The following is a 15,142-nucleotide window of genomic DNA, read 5'->3' on the forward strand; positions in this document are numbered from 1 at the left end:
TCCGCCCATGCTTGCCATTGCCGACATTTGCCGCATCGTCGAATCCGGCTTTTCGCCCCTTTACTGTGACTGCACAGAAACGGGGCAGGGGCTGTTGCAGATCAAGGTTTACGAACCTGACAGCGGGCGGGTCGATCTGCTGCTCAACGGCGTGTCACCGGAGCATCTGGTCACCATTCGTGACATCTCCAACTTCATTGGTGAGTTGCGCACTGAAATGAGTGCCGGGCGCCGGGCGTTCGCCGGTTGACTCACAGTCGGCGCTGAAAGGCGCGGACGATTTGCAGGGTTGCTTCGCTGACACTCAGGTTCTGCACCGCATTCAGCGGATGCCAGATGCAATCGATGATCTCGTTCTGTGGCCGTACTTCATCAATATTCAGTACCGACGCCTCGTAGACATGGTGGCGCGTGCCGCCAGCCTCCAGCTCCATCAGATACAGCATGCCATCGGCGAGCAGCCCGGTTTCTTCCTCAAGTTCACGCGTCGCGGCGTCGGCCCTGGTCTCACCGGGCTCGACCTTGCCCCCCGGCAAGTTCCAGCGGCATCGAGGTTTGCGCACCAGGAGAATGTGTCGGTCCTGTTCGCAGATGATGGTTGCACGTACTTTCATTTGTTACCCGATTGCCGAATGTCATGAATCTGTCATGAAAATGCAATATTCAAGCCGTGCCTTGGTTTAGACGCCCTTGTGATGTCAGAGTGGCCGAAAAGCGCAAAAGTGCCAGACACTTGACGCCGATATGAGCGACGTCTGGTCGGCACGCGCTGGCGAACCCGGTGTAAGGTGCAAAAGTGCAGTTGATCGATAGTCGACAGGAGGTGCCTATGAGCATGGCGATGCTGAACAAAATGCACATGAATGGCTACGACGTACTCAGCGTGAACAACGGCCCGTGGCGGGTCTGCACGCAGGGAGATCGACTGGCGTCTTTCGCCAGCCGGGAGGAAGCACTGGCGTATGCCGCTGCACTTCCGGGTTACAAAAGCCGGCCCCATGGCCGCAAGACAGGCTGAAGGCCTGCAATGAAAAAGCCCCGGATTGTCCGGGGCTTTTTGTTTGGGGGAAGGTGTCAGTGGATTTTGGTTCGGCTGATGGCGCGGGCTTTCACTTCCCTGGCATAAAGTTGCAGACGTTCTTCATCGCTTTGCAGCACCTCGCAGGACCTGAGCACGCTTTGCGCATCCGCCTCGTTGCCGGACTTGCGCAACTGCTCGGCAATACGCTTGAGGTCGACCGCCGACCATCTCAGGTCCGATGCCACGCTTTGCAGGTCACGTTGAAGTTCGTGTTCGTATTCATTGAGCCGCATGATCACCTCCGGAACATTCTCGGTAGAAAATAGTAGCCGCATTTTCCGGGCGCGGGGCAAGTGGTTCTGGTCAATGAGCTGAACGGCCGTGAACAAACTGCCGTTGGTCGGAGTAATTGTTTGCCGTGGTGCCGGAGAGCCCGGTTTTCGGGGGCACAGCATTGCGCCACGATGGATGTTCAACCAGTAACAGGGTAAATTCGCGCTTTTTCAGATGAAGGATTCAATATGCGGATGTTGATCGGGGGCCTGCTGATGGCCGCGTTGGCCGGTTGTTCACTGCCGGCATCGCTGGTCCCGGGCGAGCCGAATCTCAGCAAGGTAAGTGGCAAGGCTCCCAAGGACTACGCCGCATGCGTGTTGCCGTTGTGGCAGCAGGATATTCCGAAGACTTCGCAGGTCGCGATTTCCAACGGTTACCGGATCACGGCGCCAAGCATTGTCACGGCCGACGAGATTCTCGATATCGTGAAATACAAGGATGGCAGTCGCGTGTCGCTGTACCAGGGGCCGCCGTGGGCCAAGTCCGGCTCGCTGCGCAAATCGGTACGCGATTGCCTCTGAGGCGGAACGGCCGAAATGAAAAAGCAGAAACCGTATGACCGGTTTCTGCTTTTTTTTGCCTGTCAGTCGGTGATGTCGGTGAGCGGGATGCCCGAGCCGGCGGTCTTCTTGTCGCGACGGTCCTGAATCCAGTTTTCCACCTGGCTGTTGAATTCCGCCGGCGCCTTGCGACCGACCTTTCTGGCGATGTCGAGAATGGTCTGCTGGGCGAGGGCTTCTTCCATGCGCTTCTGCGCAACCATCATCGCCCCGTGGATCGAACAGGTTCCGTCCACGGCCCAATCCGGCGGCGAGCCGTCGAACAGCGCGCAGCGTCCGCGGATATCGCGGCATTCGAAAATATTCTTCGGGCCATCAATGGCATTGACGATATCGAGCAGGGTGATCTCGTCCGCCGGGCGCGCCAACGTAAAACCGCCACGTACACCGCCGGTTGCCACCACCAGTTTGCCCTTGGCCAGTTTGGTGAAGATCTTCGCCAGGTAATCCAGCGGCACCCCCTGCAGGTCCGCCAGGTCGCGCACGCTCGCTTCGCGACTGTCACCGCCGCTGCCCACCAGAAACGCCAGGCAATGGATGCCGTACTCGACGCCCGCACTGTAAAGCGACATAGCTATCTCCGACTGTAGTTGTCGCAGATGTTAGCAGGGTAATTCATAGCGGACAAATCTGATAAGCGTCTGAATTTTTGCCTTGAAGCCCACTTTTTCTCGGTTTTAAGCGATTTATAGGGTATGAGCATCCTCAGGCGGGGCCGTGTCAGCTATCGAATATTTCGATTTGAATGATCGGATAATCTGACTTGTTGGATATAACGGCGACCAATACAGTCGCCGTTATCCGGTGAGCAATGTTCAGCGCTTTCAGACACCCAAGCGTGCCGACTCCCGATAAACGTGAATTCTTGAACCTCTTTCTACGACTTGGCTTCGGGCCTGGAGACAACAATGAAACAGCACATTCTGGTAATCGGCGCAGGTTTCGGTGGCATGTGGACGGCGCTGAGTGCGACCCGTCTGGTCGACATTCACAACCGCGACAACATCGATGTCACCGTGCTGGCGCCGCAGGCTGAACTGCGTGTGCGTCCGCGCTTCTACGAGCCGAATGCACACACGCTGGCTGCGCCGCTGGGCGACCTGTTCGACGCGGTAGGCGTCGACTTCATCAAGGGCGCCGCGAACACCATCGACGTGAACGCCAAAACCGTGGGCTACACCGACGCCAACGGCGCCGCTCAGGTTTTCCACTACGACAAACTGGTACTGGCTTCCGGCAGTGGCCTGGCGCTGCCGGATACCCCGGGCGTCGCAGAACACGCCTTTGACGTTGACCAGATCGAAGCCGCGATTCGCCTGGAAAACCACCTGAAATCCCTGGCCGATCAGCCTGCGAGCCAGGCGCGCAACACCGTGGTGGTGGCCGGCGGCGGCTTCACCGGCATCGAAACCGCCACCGAAATGCCGGCGCGTTTGCGCGAAGTGCTGGGTGATCAGGTGGACGTTCAAGTGATCATCGTCGACCGTGGGCAGAAAGTCGGTGCGGCCATGGGCGAAGCCATCAGCGTGTCGATTGCCGAAGCAAGCGAAGCACTGGGCGTCGAATGGCGACTGGGTGTGTCGGTGCTGTCGGTCGATGAAAACGGCGTGACCCTGTCGGACGGCCAGCGCATCGAGGCAAAAACCGTGGTCTGGACCACCGGTGTACGTGCCAGCTCCCTGACCGAGCAGATTCCTGCCGAGCGTGATCGTCAGGGTCGTCTGCATGTGGATGCGCACCTGAAAGTCATTGGCCAGGACGATATCTTCGCCACCGGTGACGTGGCTTATGCGGCCACCGACGATATCGGCAACTTCGCCTTGATGACCTGCCAGCACGCGATTTCCCTCGGCCGGCATGCCGGCAACAACGTCGCGGCGCAGATTCTCGGTGTCGATCCGACGCCGTACAGCCAGCCGAAGTACGTGACCTGCCTCGACCTCGGCGCCTGGGGCGCGGTGTACACCGAGGGCTGGGATCGTCAGGTGAAACTGGTCAAGGAGGAGGGCAAGTCGCTCAAGACCCAGATCAACACCCAGTGGATCTACCCGCCAGCCGCCGACCGTGCCATTGCGCTGGCGGCTGCTGATCCGATGATCCCCGTCGTCGCGTAATCAGCGCAGTCCGAAAAATCCCGCTCCCGAGCGGGATTTTTTCGCCCGCACTTTTTTATCTGCATCAAGGCTATGACTAAAAGTCATTGCCCCATGATTTTTAATGGTTACGGGTGCCCTGATACCCGGTGTTAAAAAATCGCAAACACAGCTCATCAATAACAACCAGAGAGCGTTTGCAGCCATGTCCCGATTCTCCCTTCGCGTCTCCCCACGTCCGTTATTGACCCCGTTGGCCATTCGGCCCGCGTGAGCTGTCGATCACCCCAAAAAATCCCTCTGCATCGCAAAGAGTAATGACTGATGAAAGAACTCGACCTGTACATCGGTGAAGGTTTCGAAGGCCCGGGCGTGAACGCCGCGCACATCAATATCCTGATCGGCCCGCGCAACGGTCCGGCGGGGCAGGCGTTTGCCAACAGTCTGGCGTCGCCGAGCCAGGGCCATTGCCCGTTCATGGTGATCGCCCAGCCAAACATTCCGGTCAAGCCGATGACCCTTTACGTCAACAAGGCTGCGATCAGCAGCGACCTGCATGGCAACGCGACCTGGGGCGCTTCCCAGGCCGGTATCGCCAAGGCTGTGCTCGAAGCGCTGCTCGACGGCACGCTGCCGCCGGAAGCCGAAGACGAGTGGGCGATCGTCACCGCCAACTGGGTCAACCCGGCCTGCGATGACCTCGATGCGGTCTACCTGAACAACTACAACGCCTGCCGCACCGCGATCCGCGCCGCCCTGACCGGCAAGCCGGAAACCGCGCAGCTCAAGGATGTGGTCAACCACATAAGTAACCCTTTCTACACGCCAAAAGCCTGAGGTCCGCGCCATGCAATACATCCGTTTGGGCAACTCCGGCCTGCAAGTCTCCCGCCTGTGTCTGGGCACCATGAACATGGGCACCCCGGACTGGAAGCCGTGGATCTTCAATGAAAAACAAAGCGAGCCGATCGTCGCTCACGCGCTGAACAACGGCGTGAACTTCATCGACCTGGCGGACTTCTATTCAGCCGGTGTCGGCGAAGAAGTGGTAGGGCGCATCGTCAAGCGCCTGGCCCGTCGCGAAGACCTGGTGATCACCACCAAGGTCGGCTATGGCACCCGCAACGCGATCAACGCCAGCGGCCATTCGCGCAAGCACATCATGGACAGCATCGATGCCTCGCTGAAGCGTCTGGACATGGATTACGTCGACGTGTTCATGCTGCATTACTTCGACGTGAACACCCCGGTCGAAGAAACCATGGGCGCATTGAACGACATCGTGCGTTCCGGCAAGGCGCGTTACATCGGCGTCTCGACCATGCTCACCGGCCAACTGGCGAAAATCCTCATGGCCTGCGAGCGCAACGGTTGGGTCAAGCCGATCAACATGCAGCTGCAACTGAACTGCGCCTACCGCGAAGAAGAGCGCGAGATGATTCCGTTCTGCCGCGATCAGGGCATCGGCGTGTCGGTGTTCAGCCCGCTGGCCCGGGGCCTGTTGACCGGCGACGTGCAATCGACCCGCAACCAGACCGACTTCTTCACCCAGCAGATGTACAGCGACGAAGCCTCGTTCGAGATCGCTCATTCGGTGCAGCGTGTGGCCCGTGCCCGTGGCGTGTCCAACGCGCAAATCGCTCAGGCTTGGGTCGCCAACCATCCGGGCGTGGACTGCATGCTAGTCGGCGCCGATACCACCGCGCAGTTCGACAGCGCACTGGCGGCATTGGAAACCAGGCTCGATGCCGAAGAGCTGCACGAGCTGGAGCGCAACTACACCCCGTGTGACGTGATCAACGATTACACCGCCGGCAAACGCATCCTGCGCACGGCCCGTCCGGGGCAGGAACGCTTCACGCTGCAGGGAGCGGTGGCATGAGCGGGTTGATTCGTCACGGCAACTTCATCGACGGTCAGTGGGGCAGCGGCGGCGCGACTTATCCGGTGCGCAACCCGGCCAATGGCGAGTTGATCACCGACGTGCAAAAGGCTGGCGCAGAGGAAACCAACCTCGCTATCGAAGCCGCCAATCGTGCCTTGCCGGCCTGGCGCAAGCTCACCGCCAAGGAGCGTAGCCAACGGCTGAAACGCTGGAGCGATCTGATGCTCGCCAACCAGCAGGAACTGGCGACCTTGCTCAGCCGCGAACAGGGCAAGCCGCTGGCCGAAGCCAAGGGCGAAGTAGCCTACGCCGCGAGCTTTCTCGAGTGGTTCGGTGAAGAAGCCAAGCGTGCCTACGGCGATGTGATCCCGAGTCACAAGGCCGATGCGCGAATCATCGTGACCAAGGAAGCCATTGGCGTGGTTGCGGCGATCACCCCGTGGAACTTCCCGCTGGCGATGGTCACCCGCAAGGTCGGCCCGACGCTGGCGGCGGGTTGTACGATGATTCTCAAACCGTCGGAAGAAACCCCGCTGTCGGCATTCGCCCTGGCGGTGCTGGCCGAGCAGGCCGGGATTCCGGCGGGTGTGTTCAACATCGTTTCCGGCGACGCGGTGGCCATCGGCGGTGCGTTTCAAGCATCCAGCGTGGTGCGCAAGCTGTCGTTCACCGGCTCGACCCGCACCGGCAAATCGCTGATGCGCCAGGCTGCCGACACCCTGAAAAAGGTCTCGCTGGAACTGGGCGGCAACGCGCCGTTCATTGTCTTCGACGATGCCGACATCGATGCGGCCGTGAAGGGCGCAATGGCCTCGAAATTCCGCAACACCGGACAGACCTGCGTGTGCGTCAACCGCTTCTTCATTCAAGACGGCGTCTACGAAGCCTTCACCGGCAAACTCGCCGAAGCCGTGGCGGCGATGCGCGTGGGCAGTGCGCTGGACGGTGAGACCGAGCAAGGTCCGCTGATCAACGCCGCCGCACTGGCCAAGGTCGAAGCCCACGTCAGCGACGCGCTGGAGAAGGGCGCCACGCTGTTGTGCGGCGGTCGTCGCCATGCGCTGGGCGGCACGTTTTACGAACCGACCATCCTCACCGAAGCCAGCGGCGACATGCTGATTGCCCAGGATGAAACCTTCGGCCCGGTGGCCGCGTGCTTCCGCTTCAAGGACGAAGCCGAGGTGCTGGCGCGGGCCAACGACACGCCGTTCGGTCTGTCGGCGTACTTCTACAGCCGCGACATTGGCCGGGTCTGGCGCATGGCCGAAGGGCTGGAGGCCGGGATGGTCGGCATCAACGAAGGGATCATCTCCACGGAGGTGGCACCGTTCGGTGGCATCAAGGAATCGGGCCTTGGGCGTGAAGGTTCGAAGTACGGTCTGGATGACTATCTGGAGATCAAATACCTGTTGATGGGCGGTCTCTAGGCCTCCCCGAAACCTGTGGGAGTTCGCTCCCGCAGGTTTCTCCCAGAGCTTTCCGTTTCTCCGTCAATAACAACAATTGGAGACGAACATGTCCGCTCAACCCGTAAAGATCGATGACCTGCCCATCGGGCGCTTCCATATCAAGATCGCCGGCCTGACCTTCGGCGCGCACTTCACCGACGGCTACATCCTTGGCCTGATCGGCATCGCATTCACTTTGCTCAGCCCGCAGATGCAGCTTGATGCGTTCTGGCAGGGCCTGATCGGCGCGTCAGCGTTGATCGGACTGTTTCTCGGCAGTCTGTTTTTCGGCTGGATCTCGGACAAGGTCGGCCGGCAGAAAATCTTCCTGGTCAGTTTCGTGCTGATCACGATCGCTTCGGTGATGCAGTTCTACGTCGAAACCGCCATGAGCCTGTTCCTCTGTCGGGTGCTGATCGGCATCGGTCTGGGCGGGGATTTCAGTGTCGGTCACGCGATGCTCGCCGAATTCGCACCGAAGAAACATCGTGGCGTGTTGCTGGGTTCGTTCAGCGTGATCTGGACCTTCGGCTACGTCGCAGCGACCTTCGTCGGCACCGTCATGCTCAGCCTCGGTGACGATGCCTGGCGCTGGATGTTGGCGTCGTCGGCGATCCCCGCCGCGTTGATTCTGATCGCGCGAATCGGCACGCCGGAATCGCCACGCTGGCTGGTCAATCAGGGCCGGGTGGCCGAAGCCCGCGCCATCGTCAAAAAGCATCTGGGCGACAACGTCGAGCTGGATGAAACCCGTTCCAGCGAAACCCGTTCGGGCTACGCGGTGCTGTTCAGTCGCGAATACCGCAAGCGCACGGCGTTCAACTGCCTGTTCTTCGTGTGCATCGTCATGCCGTACTTCGCCATCTACACCTTCCTGCCATCGATCCTGCAGAAGATGGGCCTGGCCGAAGGCTTCGGCACCGAGTTGATGCTCAACATGCTGCTGATCCTCGGCGCGTTGATCGGCATCTGGTGCACGATCAAATTCACCCGGCGCGGGTTCCTGATCAACTCGTTCATCATTCTGGCGGTGGCGCTGTTTCTGCTGGCGGTGTTGCCGGGCAGTGCGGCGTGGCTGATGGTGCTGGTGTTCGGTGTGTTTACCCTGGTGCTGTCGGCGGTGAGCAATCTGGTGGGCGTGTTCCCGGCGGAGAGTTTCCCGACGGAAGTACGGGCCAGCGGGATTGGCCTGGCGACGGCGGTCAGCCGTCTGGGTTCGGCGGTCAGTACGTTCCTGTTGCCGGTGAGCGTGGCGGGGATCGGCTTGAGCCCGACCATGGGCATTCTTGCGGCGATCCTGGGGATTGGCGCGTTGTTGTCGTGGGCCTGGGCGCCGGAGACCAAGTCGTTGACGTTGAGTCAGGCGTGCAAGGCGCAGAGTCCGATGGAAGTCGGAGGAATGCCGGTAAAGGTAGCGACCTCGGTCTGACAGATTTCGCTGGTTTCAATGTGGGAGCGAGCCTGCTCGCGATAGTGGCGTGCCAGTCGACATTGATTCAACTGGACTGCTGCAATCGCGAGCAGGCTCGCTCCCACAGTGGATTTGCAGTGCTTCATGGATTGCTGACGAGACTCAGCCACTCGGTAAACAACCTCACTTTCGACAGCCCTTGCTTGTCGTTAGCCACATCCAGCCAATAGCCATAAGGGCCGATCACCTCAATCGGGGTGATCGGCAGCAGGCTGCCGTTGGCCAGTTCCTTTTCGATCATCTGCCGGTCGATTACCGCCAGTCCGCCACCGGCCAGCGCAGTGTGGATTACCTGGTCCAGGGTGCTGAATTCCAGCCCTTGCCCGGCATCGATGTCATCCCGGCCCATGGCCGCCAGCCAGTTCTCCCAGACCTTCAAGCGCTTGCCGTCGTGCAGGATGTGCAGCAGCGGAAACTGCCGCAGGTCCGGTGGCTGATCGCCGATGAACAGTTCCGGGCTGGCCACCGCGATGTGGCGCTCCATCACCAGCAACTGACTGACGCAGTGAGGCGCTGCCGCGAGGCCGAAGCGGATGTGGCAATCGACTTCCGTGAGGCTGTCGTGGCCGATCTGGTTGGTGACGCTGAGGTTGATGTCCGGGTAGCGCTGGCAGAACGCGCGCAGGTGTGGTGACAGCCAGCGGGTGGCCCAGGTCGGCGGTGCGAGCACTTTCAAACGCTGGCGCAGATTCGGCACGCGCACCGCTTGCAAGGAGCGTTCGATGTGGTCGAAGGCTTCAGCCAGATGCGGGGAAAGATTGCTGCCGGCTTCGGTCAGCGACAGCCCTTGCGGTGTGCGCACGAACAGTGCCACGCCGAGGTAGTCTTCAAGCTGTTTGATCTGGCGACTGACCGCGCCCTGGGTGACGTTCAACCCGATGGCGGCCTGGCTGAAACTGCGATGGCGGGCGACTTCTTCGAACACGCGCAGGGTGTTGAGCGAGGGCAGTTGACGCATGGAGGCAGAACTCCGGACCGGGCGGTTTATTGTTGTTTTGGGGTGAGGGCTATCTGACTATCGGGACGGAGCGGATGCAAGGTGAATTCGCAACGGGCAGGCAAAAAAAATCGCAGCCCTGGCTGCGATTTTTTCGAGCGTCAGAAGTAATACCCGACGTTCACATACAACTGGTTCTCCCATTGATCCAGCCCACCCGCGCCAAGGCTCTGGGTGTAGCTGCTGCCACCGATGTACGGATCGTTTTTGCCGAACAGCCATTCGGTCGCGACCCACAACTTGCTCACCGAGAACGAGGTGCCGAGGATCATCCGTTCGGACGTCTTGAAGCCGCTGGCAGACTTGTCGAACGCGCTGTAGTTGGCGTACAGCTTGATCCCGCTGATCTGATCGAACAGGTATTTGCCGCCGACGTCGTAACTCAGATCGGCCACGTAGAGATTGCCGCGACTGGCGACGTTGTAAGTGCCGTCGTAGCCACCGAGGGTCACCACCTCTTCGCTGCCGGCATTGCGCGGTGACATCTGCTGCCGCGCCGCCTGCAACTGCACGCCCCACGGGCCGTTCTTGCCCATGTAGTGCACGGCCACGGCGTTGCGCCGACCGTCGTTGTTGGTGTCTTTGTTCTCGAGGCTCGAGGTCAGTCCGGAGATCCCGACCTCGGATTTCCACGGCCCCAGATCCATTGCCTTGGCGACCCGCAGTACCACGGTGTTGCGTTCCTGGTTGTTGCTGCCGTCGGCCACGTAGCTGTCGGCCTCGGACACCACGCTTGAATACGTCACGCCTTTGCTGGTGCCTTTGCCTTGCCAGGCCGGGCGCAGGTAGTAGCCGGCCTGGATGTTCCAGTCGCCGCTTTGCTGGATGTACTTGGTGCCGATCTGTTGCACGTCTTCCAGGCCGATGACGTTGCCCAGGGTTTCGTAGAAGGTGCTGCCGAAGTACGGCTGCAAGCCGAACGGCACGGTGTTCAGGCCCACTTGCACTTGCTGGTCGGGATTGAACTTGTAGCCGACCCACGCGAACTTGGCGAAGCGGATGTCGCCGTAGTTCTTGGTGTACTGGTAGGGATAGGAGCGACCGTAGAAGCGGTATTGTGCTTCGCCGATCCACGAATCGGAGTTGTACTTGGCGCTGAGGAACACCGTGTCGAGGCCGAACTTCTGGATGTCGCGATCGGGGTCCACATCCCAACGGGCACGAATGGCGCCGCCAAGGTCGAGATTGTCGGTGACCTGGACCGCCATGGCCGGGGCGGCAAAGCTGCAGAACAGAGCGATGGAGGTGGTGCGCAGGCGCAAAGATGCAGGGAAGGGCATGGAGCGGCTCTCGATTGTTTTTATTAGAGGTGCCGCGCAGTTTTGCCATCCGCCCGCTGCAGAACAAACGATAAAAACGTCAGAGAAACCTGCATCGAATGCATGTTACTCGGAAAATCCTGTAGGACAATTCGCCAGTGTCGTGGGATGCTTTGCGTCTTTTCAGTGGTTTCGAGTGCCTTGTATGAAACGCAAAATGCCCGGCCTGAATGCACTCAAAGCATTCGAAGTGGCCGGCAGCACCGGCAGCTTCACCCGCGCCGCCGAGTTGCTCAACGTCACCCAGAGCGCGGTCAGCCGTCAGGTGCGGCAACTGGAAGAGCAGCTCGGCGAGAGTCTGCTGGAGCGCCGTCATCACCATCTCGAACTGACCGGTGCCGGCAAGATTCTGCTGCGGGCGCTGCATCAGTCGTTCGACAAGATCGAGCTGACCGTGCGCAGCATCCAGCAGAAAACCCATGCCAATCGCCTGCACATCAATGCGCCGCCCACCTTCACCAGCCGCTGGTTGATGCCGCGACTCGGGCGTCTGCGCGAGCAGCATCCGGAGCTGGAACTGAGCATCACCACCCGTTTGCAGGACAGTCTCGCGGAAACCAGCACCCTCGATTGCGCGATCCGTTTTGGCGACGGCGAGTGGGACGGGCTCGACAGTTCGCTGCTGATTCAGGAACGGCATATCGCCGTGTGCGCGCCGACCCTGTATGCGCGGGAGGGCGGCGATCAGGGCATCGACCTCAATCGCCTGACCCTGCTGCATGTGCTGGCCCGGGAGGATCAGCGCTACCTGACCTGGAAACACTGGCTCGACGCAGCGCGCATCACGGGTGTCGATACCCAGGGCGGCTATGAATTCGACCTGCTGGATCTGGCGATTCAGGCGGCGGTCGATGGTCTGGGGATCACCATTGCCGACTGGCACATGGTCGCCTCGGAACTGGCCAGCGGGCAGTTGACCCAGGTGCACAACGTGCATGTGGAAGGGCACCAGTCGTACTGGCTGGTGACCCGCCCGGAACAGACGCAGATGCCGCAATTGCAGGCCTTCGGTCAGTGGCTGCAGGAAGAGATCTGGCTGGCGCAGCGCCAACTTGAGCCTTCGAAGGCGATTTTCTGAGTAACGTGCATTTTTCGAATGTTTGATCGCCGGATAAATCGTTTGTTGATCCCGCTGTCGATGACAAGACTGGCGGCATCGATAAAAACAAACGATGGGCGATGCACATGCGAGTCGAGCGAAATTTTGTTAACGGCCACTTCATCGAGCCGGCCAGCGCGGCGCTGATCGCGGTCTACAACCCGGCCACCGAAGCGTTGATCGGCCAGGTGTCGGCCGCCACTGCCGAAGAGGCCACGGCGGCAGTCGATGCCGCCGCCAAGGCGCAAAAGACCTGGGGCAAACTCACCAGCATCGAACGCGCCGAGCACCTGCGAGCGTTTGCGGCTGCCCTTGAAGATCGCGCCGACGCCATCGGCGCCGCCCTGGCCGCCGAGTCCGGCAAGAGCTTGAGCGACGCCAGCAACGAAGCCCGTTATGCCGCGCAGATCACCCGTTACCACGCCGAATGGGCGCGCCGCATCGAAGGCGAGATCATTCCCAGCGACAGCCCCGACGAAAACCTGTTCCTGCACCGCGAGCCGATTGGCGTCGTCGCGTGCCTGATTCCGTTCAATTACCCGATCTACACCCTGCTGCGCAAAATCGCTCCGGCGCTGATTGCCGGCAACACCGTGGTGGTGCGCCCGAGCAACAACACCCCGACGTCGGCGTTCGAAATCGCCAAAGCCGTGGAGCAATCGGGCATGCCGGCCGGCGTAATCAATATCCTGACCATGGATCACGCCACCGCCGCAGCGGTTTGCACGCATAAAGCCGTGGGCCTGATCACCCTGACCGGCAGCGTCAATGCCGGGCGCATCGTCCTCGACTATTGCAAGGCCAACATCGCCAAGCCGTCGCTGGAACTGGGCGGCAAGACCCCGGCAATCATCGAGGCCGACGCCGATCTTGAAGCGGCCGCGAGCGCAATCATCGCCTCCAAGACCACCCACTGCGGCCAGTTGTGCACGGCGGTGGAACGGGTCTACGTGCAGGAAAGCGTTTACGACCGTTTCCTCGCGCTGCTCAAAGCGAAAATCGCCGCCGTGAAGTTCGGCGACCGCGCCACGGACGCGAGGCTGATGGGCCCGCTGGTCAACGCCAGTTCGCAGAAGAACATTCACGCAATGGTTGAGCGCGCAATTGCTGACGGTGCCGTCCTCGAAAGCGGCGGTGTGCTGCCGGAAGGCCCGGGGCATTTCTACCCGCCGACGCTGTTGAGCGGCTGCCGTCAGGACATGGAAATCGTCCAGGAAGAAATCTTCGGCCCGGTGCTGCCGGTGCTCAAGTACCTCGACATCGACGAAGCGCTGGCTATGGCCAACGACCACCAGTTCGGCCTGTCGTCGGTGCTGTACACCGAGAACTACCGCACCGCGCAGAAAGTCGCCAATGCCATCGAAGCCGGCGAGTTGTACGTCAATCGCACCCCGGCCGATCCGTACCAGGGCTACCACGCCGGCTGGAAACGCTCGGGCCTGGGCGGCGATGACGGCAAGCACGGCATGCTCGAATTCACCCAGACCCGTCTTGTGGTCATGAAGTACTGATCCACCGCATCACGCCTCACGCTACACCTATAAAAACAATTATCAGGGGCGCCCGGAGCACGGGTCGCCCGAGGTCACTTCAATGTCCAAGCATGCATCCTCTGCTGCCGCTGTTCAGGGTTCCGATTCGGCTTTGAAAAGCCGCAGCGACAAGGGAAGTCGCTATTTCCAACTGATGTTGCTGGTACTCGCCGCCGGTGCGATCTATCCGATTCTGTACCTGCGCCAGGTCTACCAGACCACCATGCTCGAGGTGTTCCAGATCAGCCACAGCGAGCTGGGTTATCTGTACTCGATGCTTGGGACGATTTTCCTGCTCAGCTACTTGCCGAGCGGCTGGCTGGCCGACCGTATCGCGCCGCGTTTCCTGATCTTCTTTTCGCTGGTGGCAACCGGCGCGCTGGGCCTGTGGTATTCGACCGCGCCTTCGATGACCGGGTTGATGATCATCTTCGGTTGCTGGGGGCTGACCACCGGCCTGACGTTCTGGGCCTCGGTGCTCAAGCGCGTGAAGATGATTGCCCATCACACCGAGCAGGGCCGTTTCTTCGGCATTCTCGATGGCGGTCGGGGGCTGGTCGAAGCGCTGCTGGCGACAGTTGCGCTGGCGTTGTTCGCCTTTGCTACCGAAACCCGTGGCGAGTCCACCGCCGAAGGTTTTAAGCATGTGGTTTACCTCTACGCCTTCACCTGTATTGCCATCGGCTGTGTGCTGGTGCTGATCAAGGACCCGAAGTCGATGGAGGACACGCCGCCAGTGGAGAAGGGCAAGTTCAACCTGTTCACTGATCTGGCGACCCTGGTGAAGATCCCTGAACTGTGGCTGGTCACTGCGATTGTGTTCTGCGGTTATCACATCTTCTGGGCTACCTACAGCTTCTCGGACTACCTGCAAGGCAGCGGCCTGACCGCCGTCATGGCCGGCACCATCACCACCATCAAACTGTGGATGCGCCCGATCGGCGGCATCGGCGGCGGCTGGTTGGGGGACAAGTTTTCGAACATCTCTGTGCTGATCGTTGCGCTGTTGCTGGCGAGTCTGGCGATCGTCGGCCTGATCGTTTTCCCGGCGCTCAACAGCATGGGACTGCTGATTGCGACAGTGATTTTCATCGGCCTGATGACCTACGCGATTCGCGGTCTGTACTGGGCGATCCTCGACAGCTGCAACATTCCGCTGCGCATCACCGGACTGGCCATCGGCATCGTCTCGGTAGTCGGTTACATGCCGGATGCGTTTATCCCGTTGATCAACGGCTACCTCACTGAACATTTCCCCGGCGCCCTCGGCTACAAGCTCTATTTCGGCTACATCGCCACTATCGGTCTGATCGGCACTCTGGCTGCCGTGACCCTGCGTGCCCGGATCAATCGTAAATCTTTGAATAAAGCAGGTGTCTGA

At 60.5% G+C, this 15,142-nt stretch carries 17 protein-coding genes; 11 read left to right on the forward strand and 6 right to left on the reverse strand.

All coding sequences use genetic code 11. The features are described 5' to 3' along the window. The first annotated feature begins 7 nt into the window (after positions 1 to 7). Positions 8 to 250, forward strand: coding sequence for a DUF1652 domain-containing protein (locus DXT77_RS08905; RefSeq protein WP_096820123.1), 243 nt, complete (start codon positions 8 to 10; stop codon positions 248 to 250). Between the two features lies 1 nt (position 251). Here DXT77_RS08905 and DXT77_RS08910 read toward each other — a convergent pair whose 3' ends face one another. Then, positions 252 to 614: an NUDIX hydrolase gene (locus DXT77_RS08910; RefSeq protein WP_085711393.1), complete on the reverse strand. Its 363-nt coding sequence runs from the start codon at positions 612 to 614 to the stop codon at positions 252 to 254. A gap of 215 nt (positions 615 to 829) precedes the next feature. Between DXT77_RS08910 and DXT77_RS08915 the strand changes: the two genes are divergently transcribed. After that, complete coding sequence (locus DXT77_RS08915) at positions 830 to 1,018, forward strand: DUF2188 domain-containing protein (protein WP_085711392.1); 189 nt, start codon at positions 830 to 832, stop codon at positions 1,016 to 1,018. A gap of 56 nt (positions 1,019 to 1,074) precedes the next feature. On the opposite strand, the gene DXT77_RS08920 is transcribed toward DXT77_RS08915, so the two are convergent. Then, positions 1,075 to 1,314, reverse strand: coding sequence for a hypothetical protein (locus DXT77_RS08920; RefSeq protein WP_085711391.1), 240 nt, complete (start codon positions 1,312 to 1,314; stop codon positions 1,075 to 1,077). A gap of 228 nt (positions 1,315 to 1,542) precedes the next feature. Between DXT77_RS08920 and DXT77_RS08925 the strand changes: the two genes are divergently transcribed. Beyond that, positions 1,543 to 1,878, forward strand: coding sequence for a hypothetical protein (locus DXT77_RS08925; protein WP_065259781.1), 336 nt, complete (start codon positions 1,543 to 1,545; stop codon positions 1,876 to 1,878). Positions 1,879 to 1,940: 62 nt separating this feature from the next. Here DXT77_RS08925 and DXT77_RS08930 read toward each other — a convergent pair whose 3' ends face one another. Further along, on the reverse strand, positions 1,941 to 2,489 hold the full coding sequence (locus DXT77_RS08930) for an Rrf2 family transcriptional regulator (protein ID WP_114883691.1): 549 nt from the start codon (positions 2,487 to 2,489) through the stop codon (positions 1,941 to 1,943). A 336-nt stretch (positions 2,490 to 2,825) separates the two neighbouring features. Between DXT77_RS08930 and DXT77_RS08935 the strand changes: the two genes are divergently transcribed. Continuing rightward, positions 2,826 to 4,031: an NAD(P)/FAD-dependent oxidoreductase gene (locus DXT77_RS08935; protein ID WP_119427373.1), complete on the forward strand. Its 1,206-nt coding sequence runs from the start codon at positions 2,826 to 2,828 to the stop codon at positions 4,029 to 4,031. On the opposite strand, the gene DXT77_RS29705 is transcribed toward DXT77_RS08935, so the two are convergent. Beyond that, positions 4,032 to 4,217, reverse strand: coding sequence for a hypothetical protein (locus DXT77_RS29705; RefSeq protein ID WP_147406988.1), 186 nt, complete (start codon positions 4,215 to 4,217; stop codon positions 4,032 to 4,034). 117 nt (positions 4,218 to 4,334) lie between these two features. Between DXT77_RS29705 and fae the strand changes: the two genes are divergently transcribed. The 4 genes from fae to DXT77_RS08955 all read left to right on the forward strand — a co-directional run bounded on the left by fae (position 4,335) and on the right by DXT77_RS08955 (position 8,772). After that, entirely contained in the window at positions 4,335 to 4,847 is a 513-nt protein-coding gene (fae, locus tag DXT77_RS08940; protein ID WP_007950493.1) for a formaldehyde-activating enzyme, read from the forward strand. Positions 4,848 to 4,857: 10 nt separating this feature from the next. Then, positions 4,858 to 5,892: an aldo/keto reductase gene (locus DXT77_RS08945; RefSeq protein ID WP_119427374.1), complete on the forward strand. Its 1,035-nt coding sequence runs from the start codon at positions 4,858 to 4,860 to the stop codon at positions 5,890 to 5,892. After that, on the forward strand, positions 5,889 to 7,322 hold the full coding sequence (locus DXT77_RS08950; protein ID WP_119427375.1) for an NAD-dependent succinate-semialdehyde dehydrogenase: 1,434 nt from the start codon (positions 5,889 to 5,891) through the stop codon (positions 7,320 to 7,322). The genes DXT77_RS08945 and DXT77_RS08950 overlap by 4 nt, the downstream gene beginning before the upstream one ends. Positions 7,323 to 7,410: 88 nt before the next feature. Continuing rightward, a complete protein-coding gene (locus DXT77_RS08955) occupies positions 7,411 to 8,772 on the forward strand; it encodes an MFS transporter (RefSeq protein WP_119427376.1) in 1,362 nt (453 codons plus the stop codon). Positions 8,773 to 8,896: 124 nt separating this feature from the next. Here DXT77_RS08955 and DXT77_RS08960 read toward each other — a convergent pair whose 3' ends face one another. Then, the gene (locus tag DXT77_RS08960; RefSeq protein ID WP_119427377.1) at positions 8,897 to 9,772 is read right to left on the reverse strand and encodes a LysR substrate-binding domain-containing protein; all 876 of its coding nucleotides are present in this window, start codon (positions 9,770 to 9,772) and stop codon (positions 8,897 to 8,899) included. Between the two features lie 140 nt (positions 9,773 to 9,912). Beyond that, entirely contained in the window at positions 9,913 to 11,091 is a 1,179-nt protein-coding gene (locus DXT77_RS08965) for a hypothetical protein (RefSeq protein WP_119427378.1), read from the reverse strand. Between the two features lie 184 nt (positions 11,092 to 11,275). Here DXT77_RS08965 and DXT77_RS08970 point away from each other — a divergent pair, with 184 nt between their 5' ends. The 3 genes from DXT77_RS08970 to DXT77_RS08980 all read left to right on the forward strand — a co-directional run bounded on the left by DXT77_RS08970 (position 11,276) and on the right by DXT77_RS08980 (position 15,142). After that, entirely contained in the window at positions 11,276 to 12,208 is a 933-nt protein-coding gene (locus DXT77_RS08970) for a LysR substrate-binding domain-containing protein (RefSeq protein WP_119427379.1), read from the forward strand. A gap of 107 nt (positions 12,209 to 12,315) precedes the next feature. Beyond that, positions 12,316 to 13,740, forward strand: a complete 1,425-nt coding sequence (gene aldA, locus DXT77_RS08975; RefSeq protein ID WP_119427405.1) for an aldehyde dehydrogenase — start codon at positions 12,316 to 12,318, stop codon at positions 13,738 to 13,740. Positions 13,741 to 13,822: 82 nt separating this feature from the next. Beyond that, a complete protein-coding gene (locus tag DXT77_RS08980) occupies positions 13,823 to 15,142 on the forward strand; it encodes a nitrate/nitrite transporter (protein ID WP_119427380.1) in 1,320 nt (439 codons plus the stop codon).

The sequence above is a fragment of the Pseudomonas sp. 91RF genome (genome assembly GCF_003576265.1).
In the GTDB taxonomy this organism is placed as follows: Bacteria; Pseudomonadota; Gammaproteobacteria; order Pseudomonadales; family Pseudomonadaceae; genus Aquipseudomonas; species Aquipseudomonas kribbensis.

What these genes read in the sequence shown, in the direction of transcription:
- DXT77_RS08905 (WP_096820123.1), top strand. Translation starts at nt 8, where the DNA reads ATGCTTGCCATTGCCGACATTTGCCGCATCGTCGAATCCGGCTTTTCG.
- DXT77_RS08910 (WP_085711393.1), bottom strand. Translation starts at nt 614, where the DNA reads ATGAAAGTACGTGCAACCATCATCTGCGAACAGGACCGACACATTCTC.
- DXT77_RS08915 (WP_085711392.1), top strand. Translation starts at nt 830, where the DNA reads ATGAGCATGGCGATGCTGAACAAAATGCACATGAATGGCTACGACGTA.
- DXT77_RS08920 (WP_085711391.1), bottom strand. Translation starts at nt 1,314, where the DNA reads ATGCGGCTCAATGAATACGAACACGAACTTCAACGTGACCTGCAAAGC.
- DXT77_RS08925 (WP_065259781.1), top strand. Translation starts at nt 1,543, where the DNA reads ATGCGGATGTTGATCGGGGGCCTGCTGATGGCCGCGTTGGCCGGTTGT.
- DXT77_RS08930 (WP_114883691.1), bottom strand. Translation starts at nt 2,489, where the DNA reads ATGTCGCTTTACAGTGCGGGCGTCGAGTACGGCATCCATTGCCTGGCG.
- DXT77_RS08935 (WP_119427373.1), top strand. Translation starts at nt 2,826, where the DNA reads ATGAAACAGCACATTCTGGTAATCGGCGCAGGTTTCGGTGGCATGTGG.
- DXT77_RS29705 (WP_147406988.1), bottom strand. Translation starts at nt 4,217, where the DNA reads ATGGCTGCAAACGCTCTCTGGTTGTTATTGATGAGCTGTGTTTGCGAT.
- fae (WP_007950493.1), top strand. Translation starts at nt 4,335, where the DNA reads ATGAAAGAACTCGACCTGTACATCGGTGAAGGTTTCGAAGGCCCGGGC.
- DXT77_RS08945 (WP_119427374.1), top strand. Translation starts at nt 4,858, where the DNA reads ATGCAATACATCCGTTTGGGCAACTCCGGCCTGCAAGTCTCCCGCCTG.
- DXT77_RS08950 (WP_119427375.1), top strand. Translation starts at nt 5,889, where the DNA reads ATGAGCGGGTTGATTCGTCACGGCAACTTCATCGACGGTCAGTGGGGC.
- DXT77_RS08955 (WP_119427376.1), top strand. Translation starts at nt 7,411, where the DNA reads ATGTCCGCTCAACCCGTAAAGATCGATGACCTGCCCATCGGGCGCTTC.
- DXT77_RS08960 (WP_119427377.1), bottom strand. Translation starts at nt 9,772, where the DNA reads ATGCGTCAACTGCCCTCGCTCAACACCCTGCGCGTGTTCGAAGAAGTC.
- DXT77_RS08965 (WP_119427378.1), bottom strand. Translation starts at nt 11,091, where the DNA reads ATGCCCTTCCCTGCATCTTTGCGCCTGCGCACCACCTCCATCGCTCTG.
- DXT77_RS08970 (WP_119427379.1), top strand. Translation starts at nt 11,276, where the DNA reads ATGAAACGCAAAATGCCCGGCCTGAATGCACTCAAAGCATTCGAAGTG.
- aldA (WP_119427405.1), top strand. Translation starts at nt 12,316, where the DNA reads ATGCGAGTCGAGCGAAATTTTGTTAACGGCCACTTCATCGAGCCGGCC.
- DXT77_RS08980 (WP_119427380.1), top strand. Translation starts at nt 13,823, where the DNA reads ATGTCCAAGCATGCATCCTCTGCTGCCGCTGTTCAGGGTTCCGATTCG.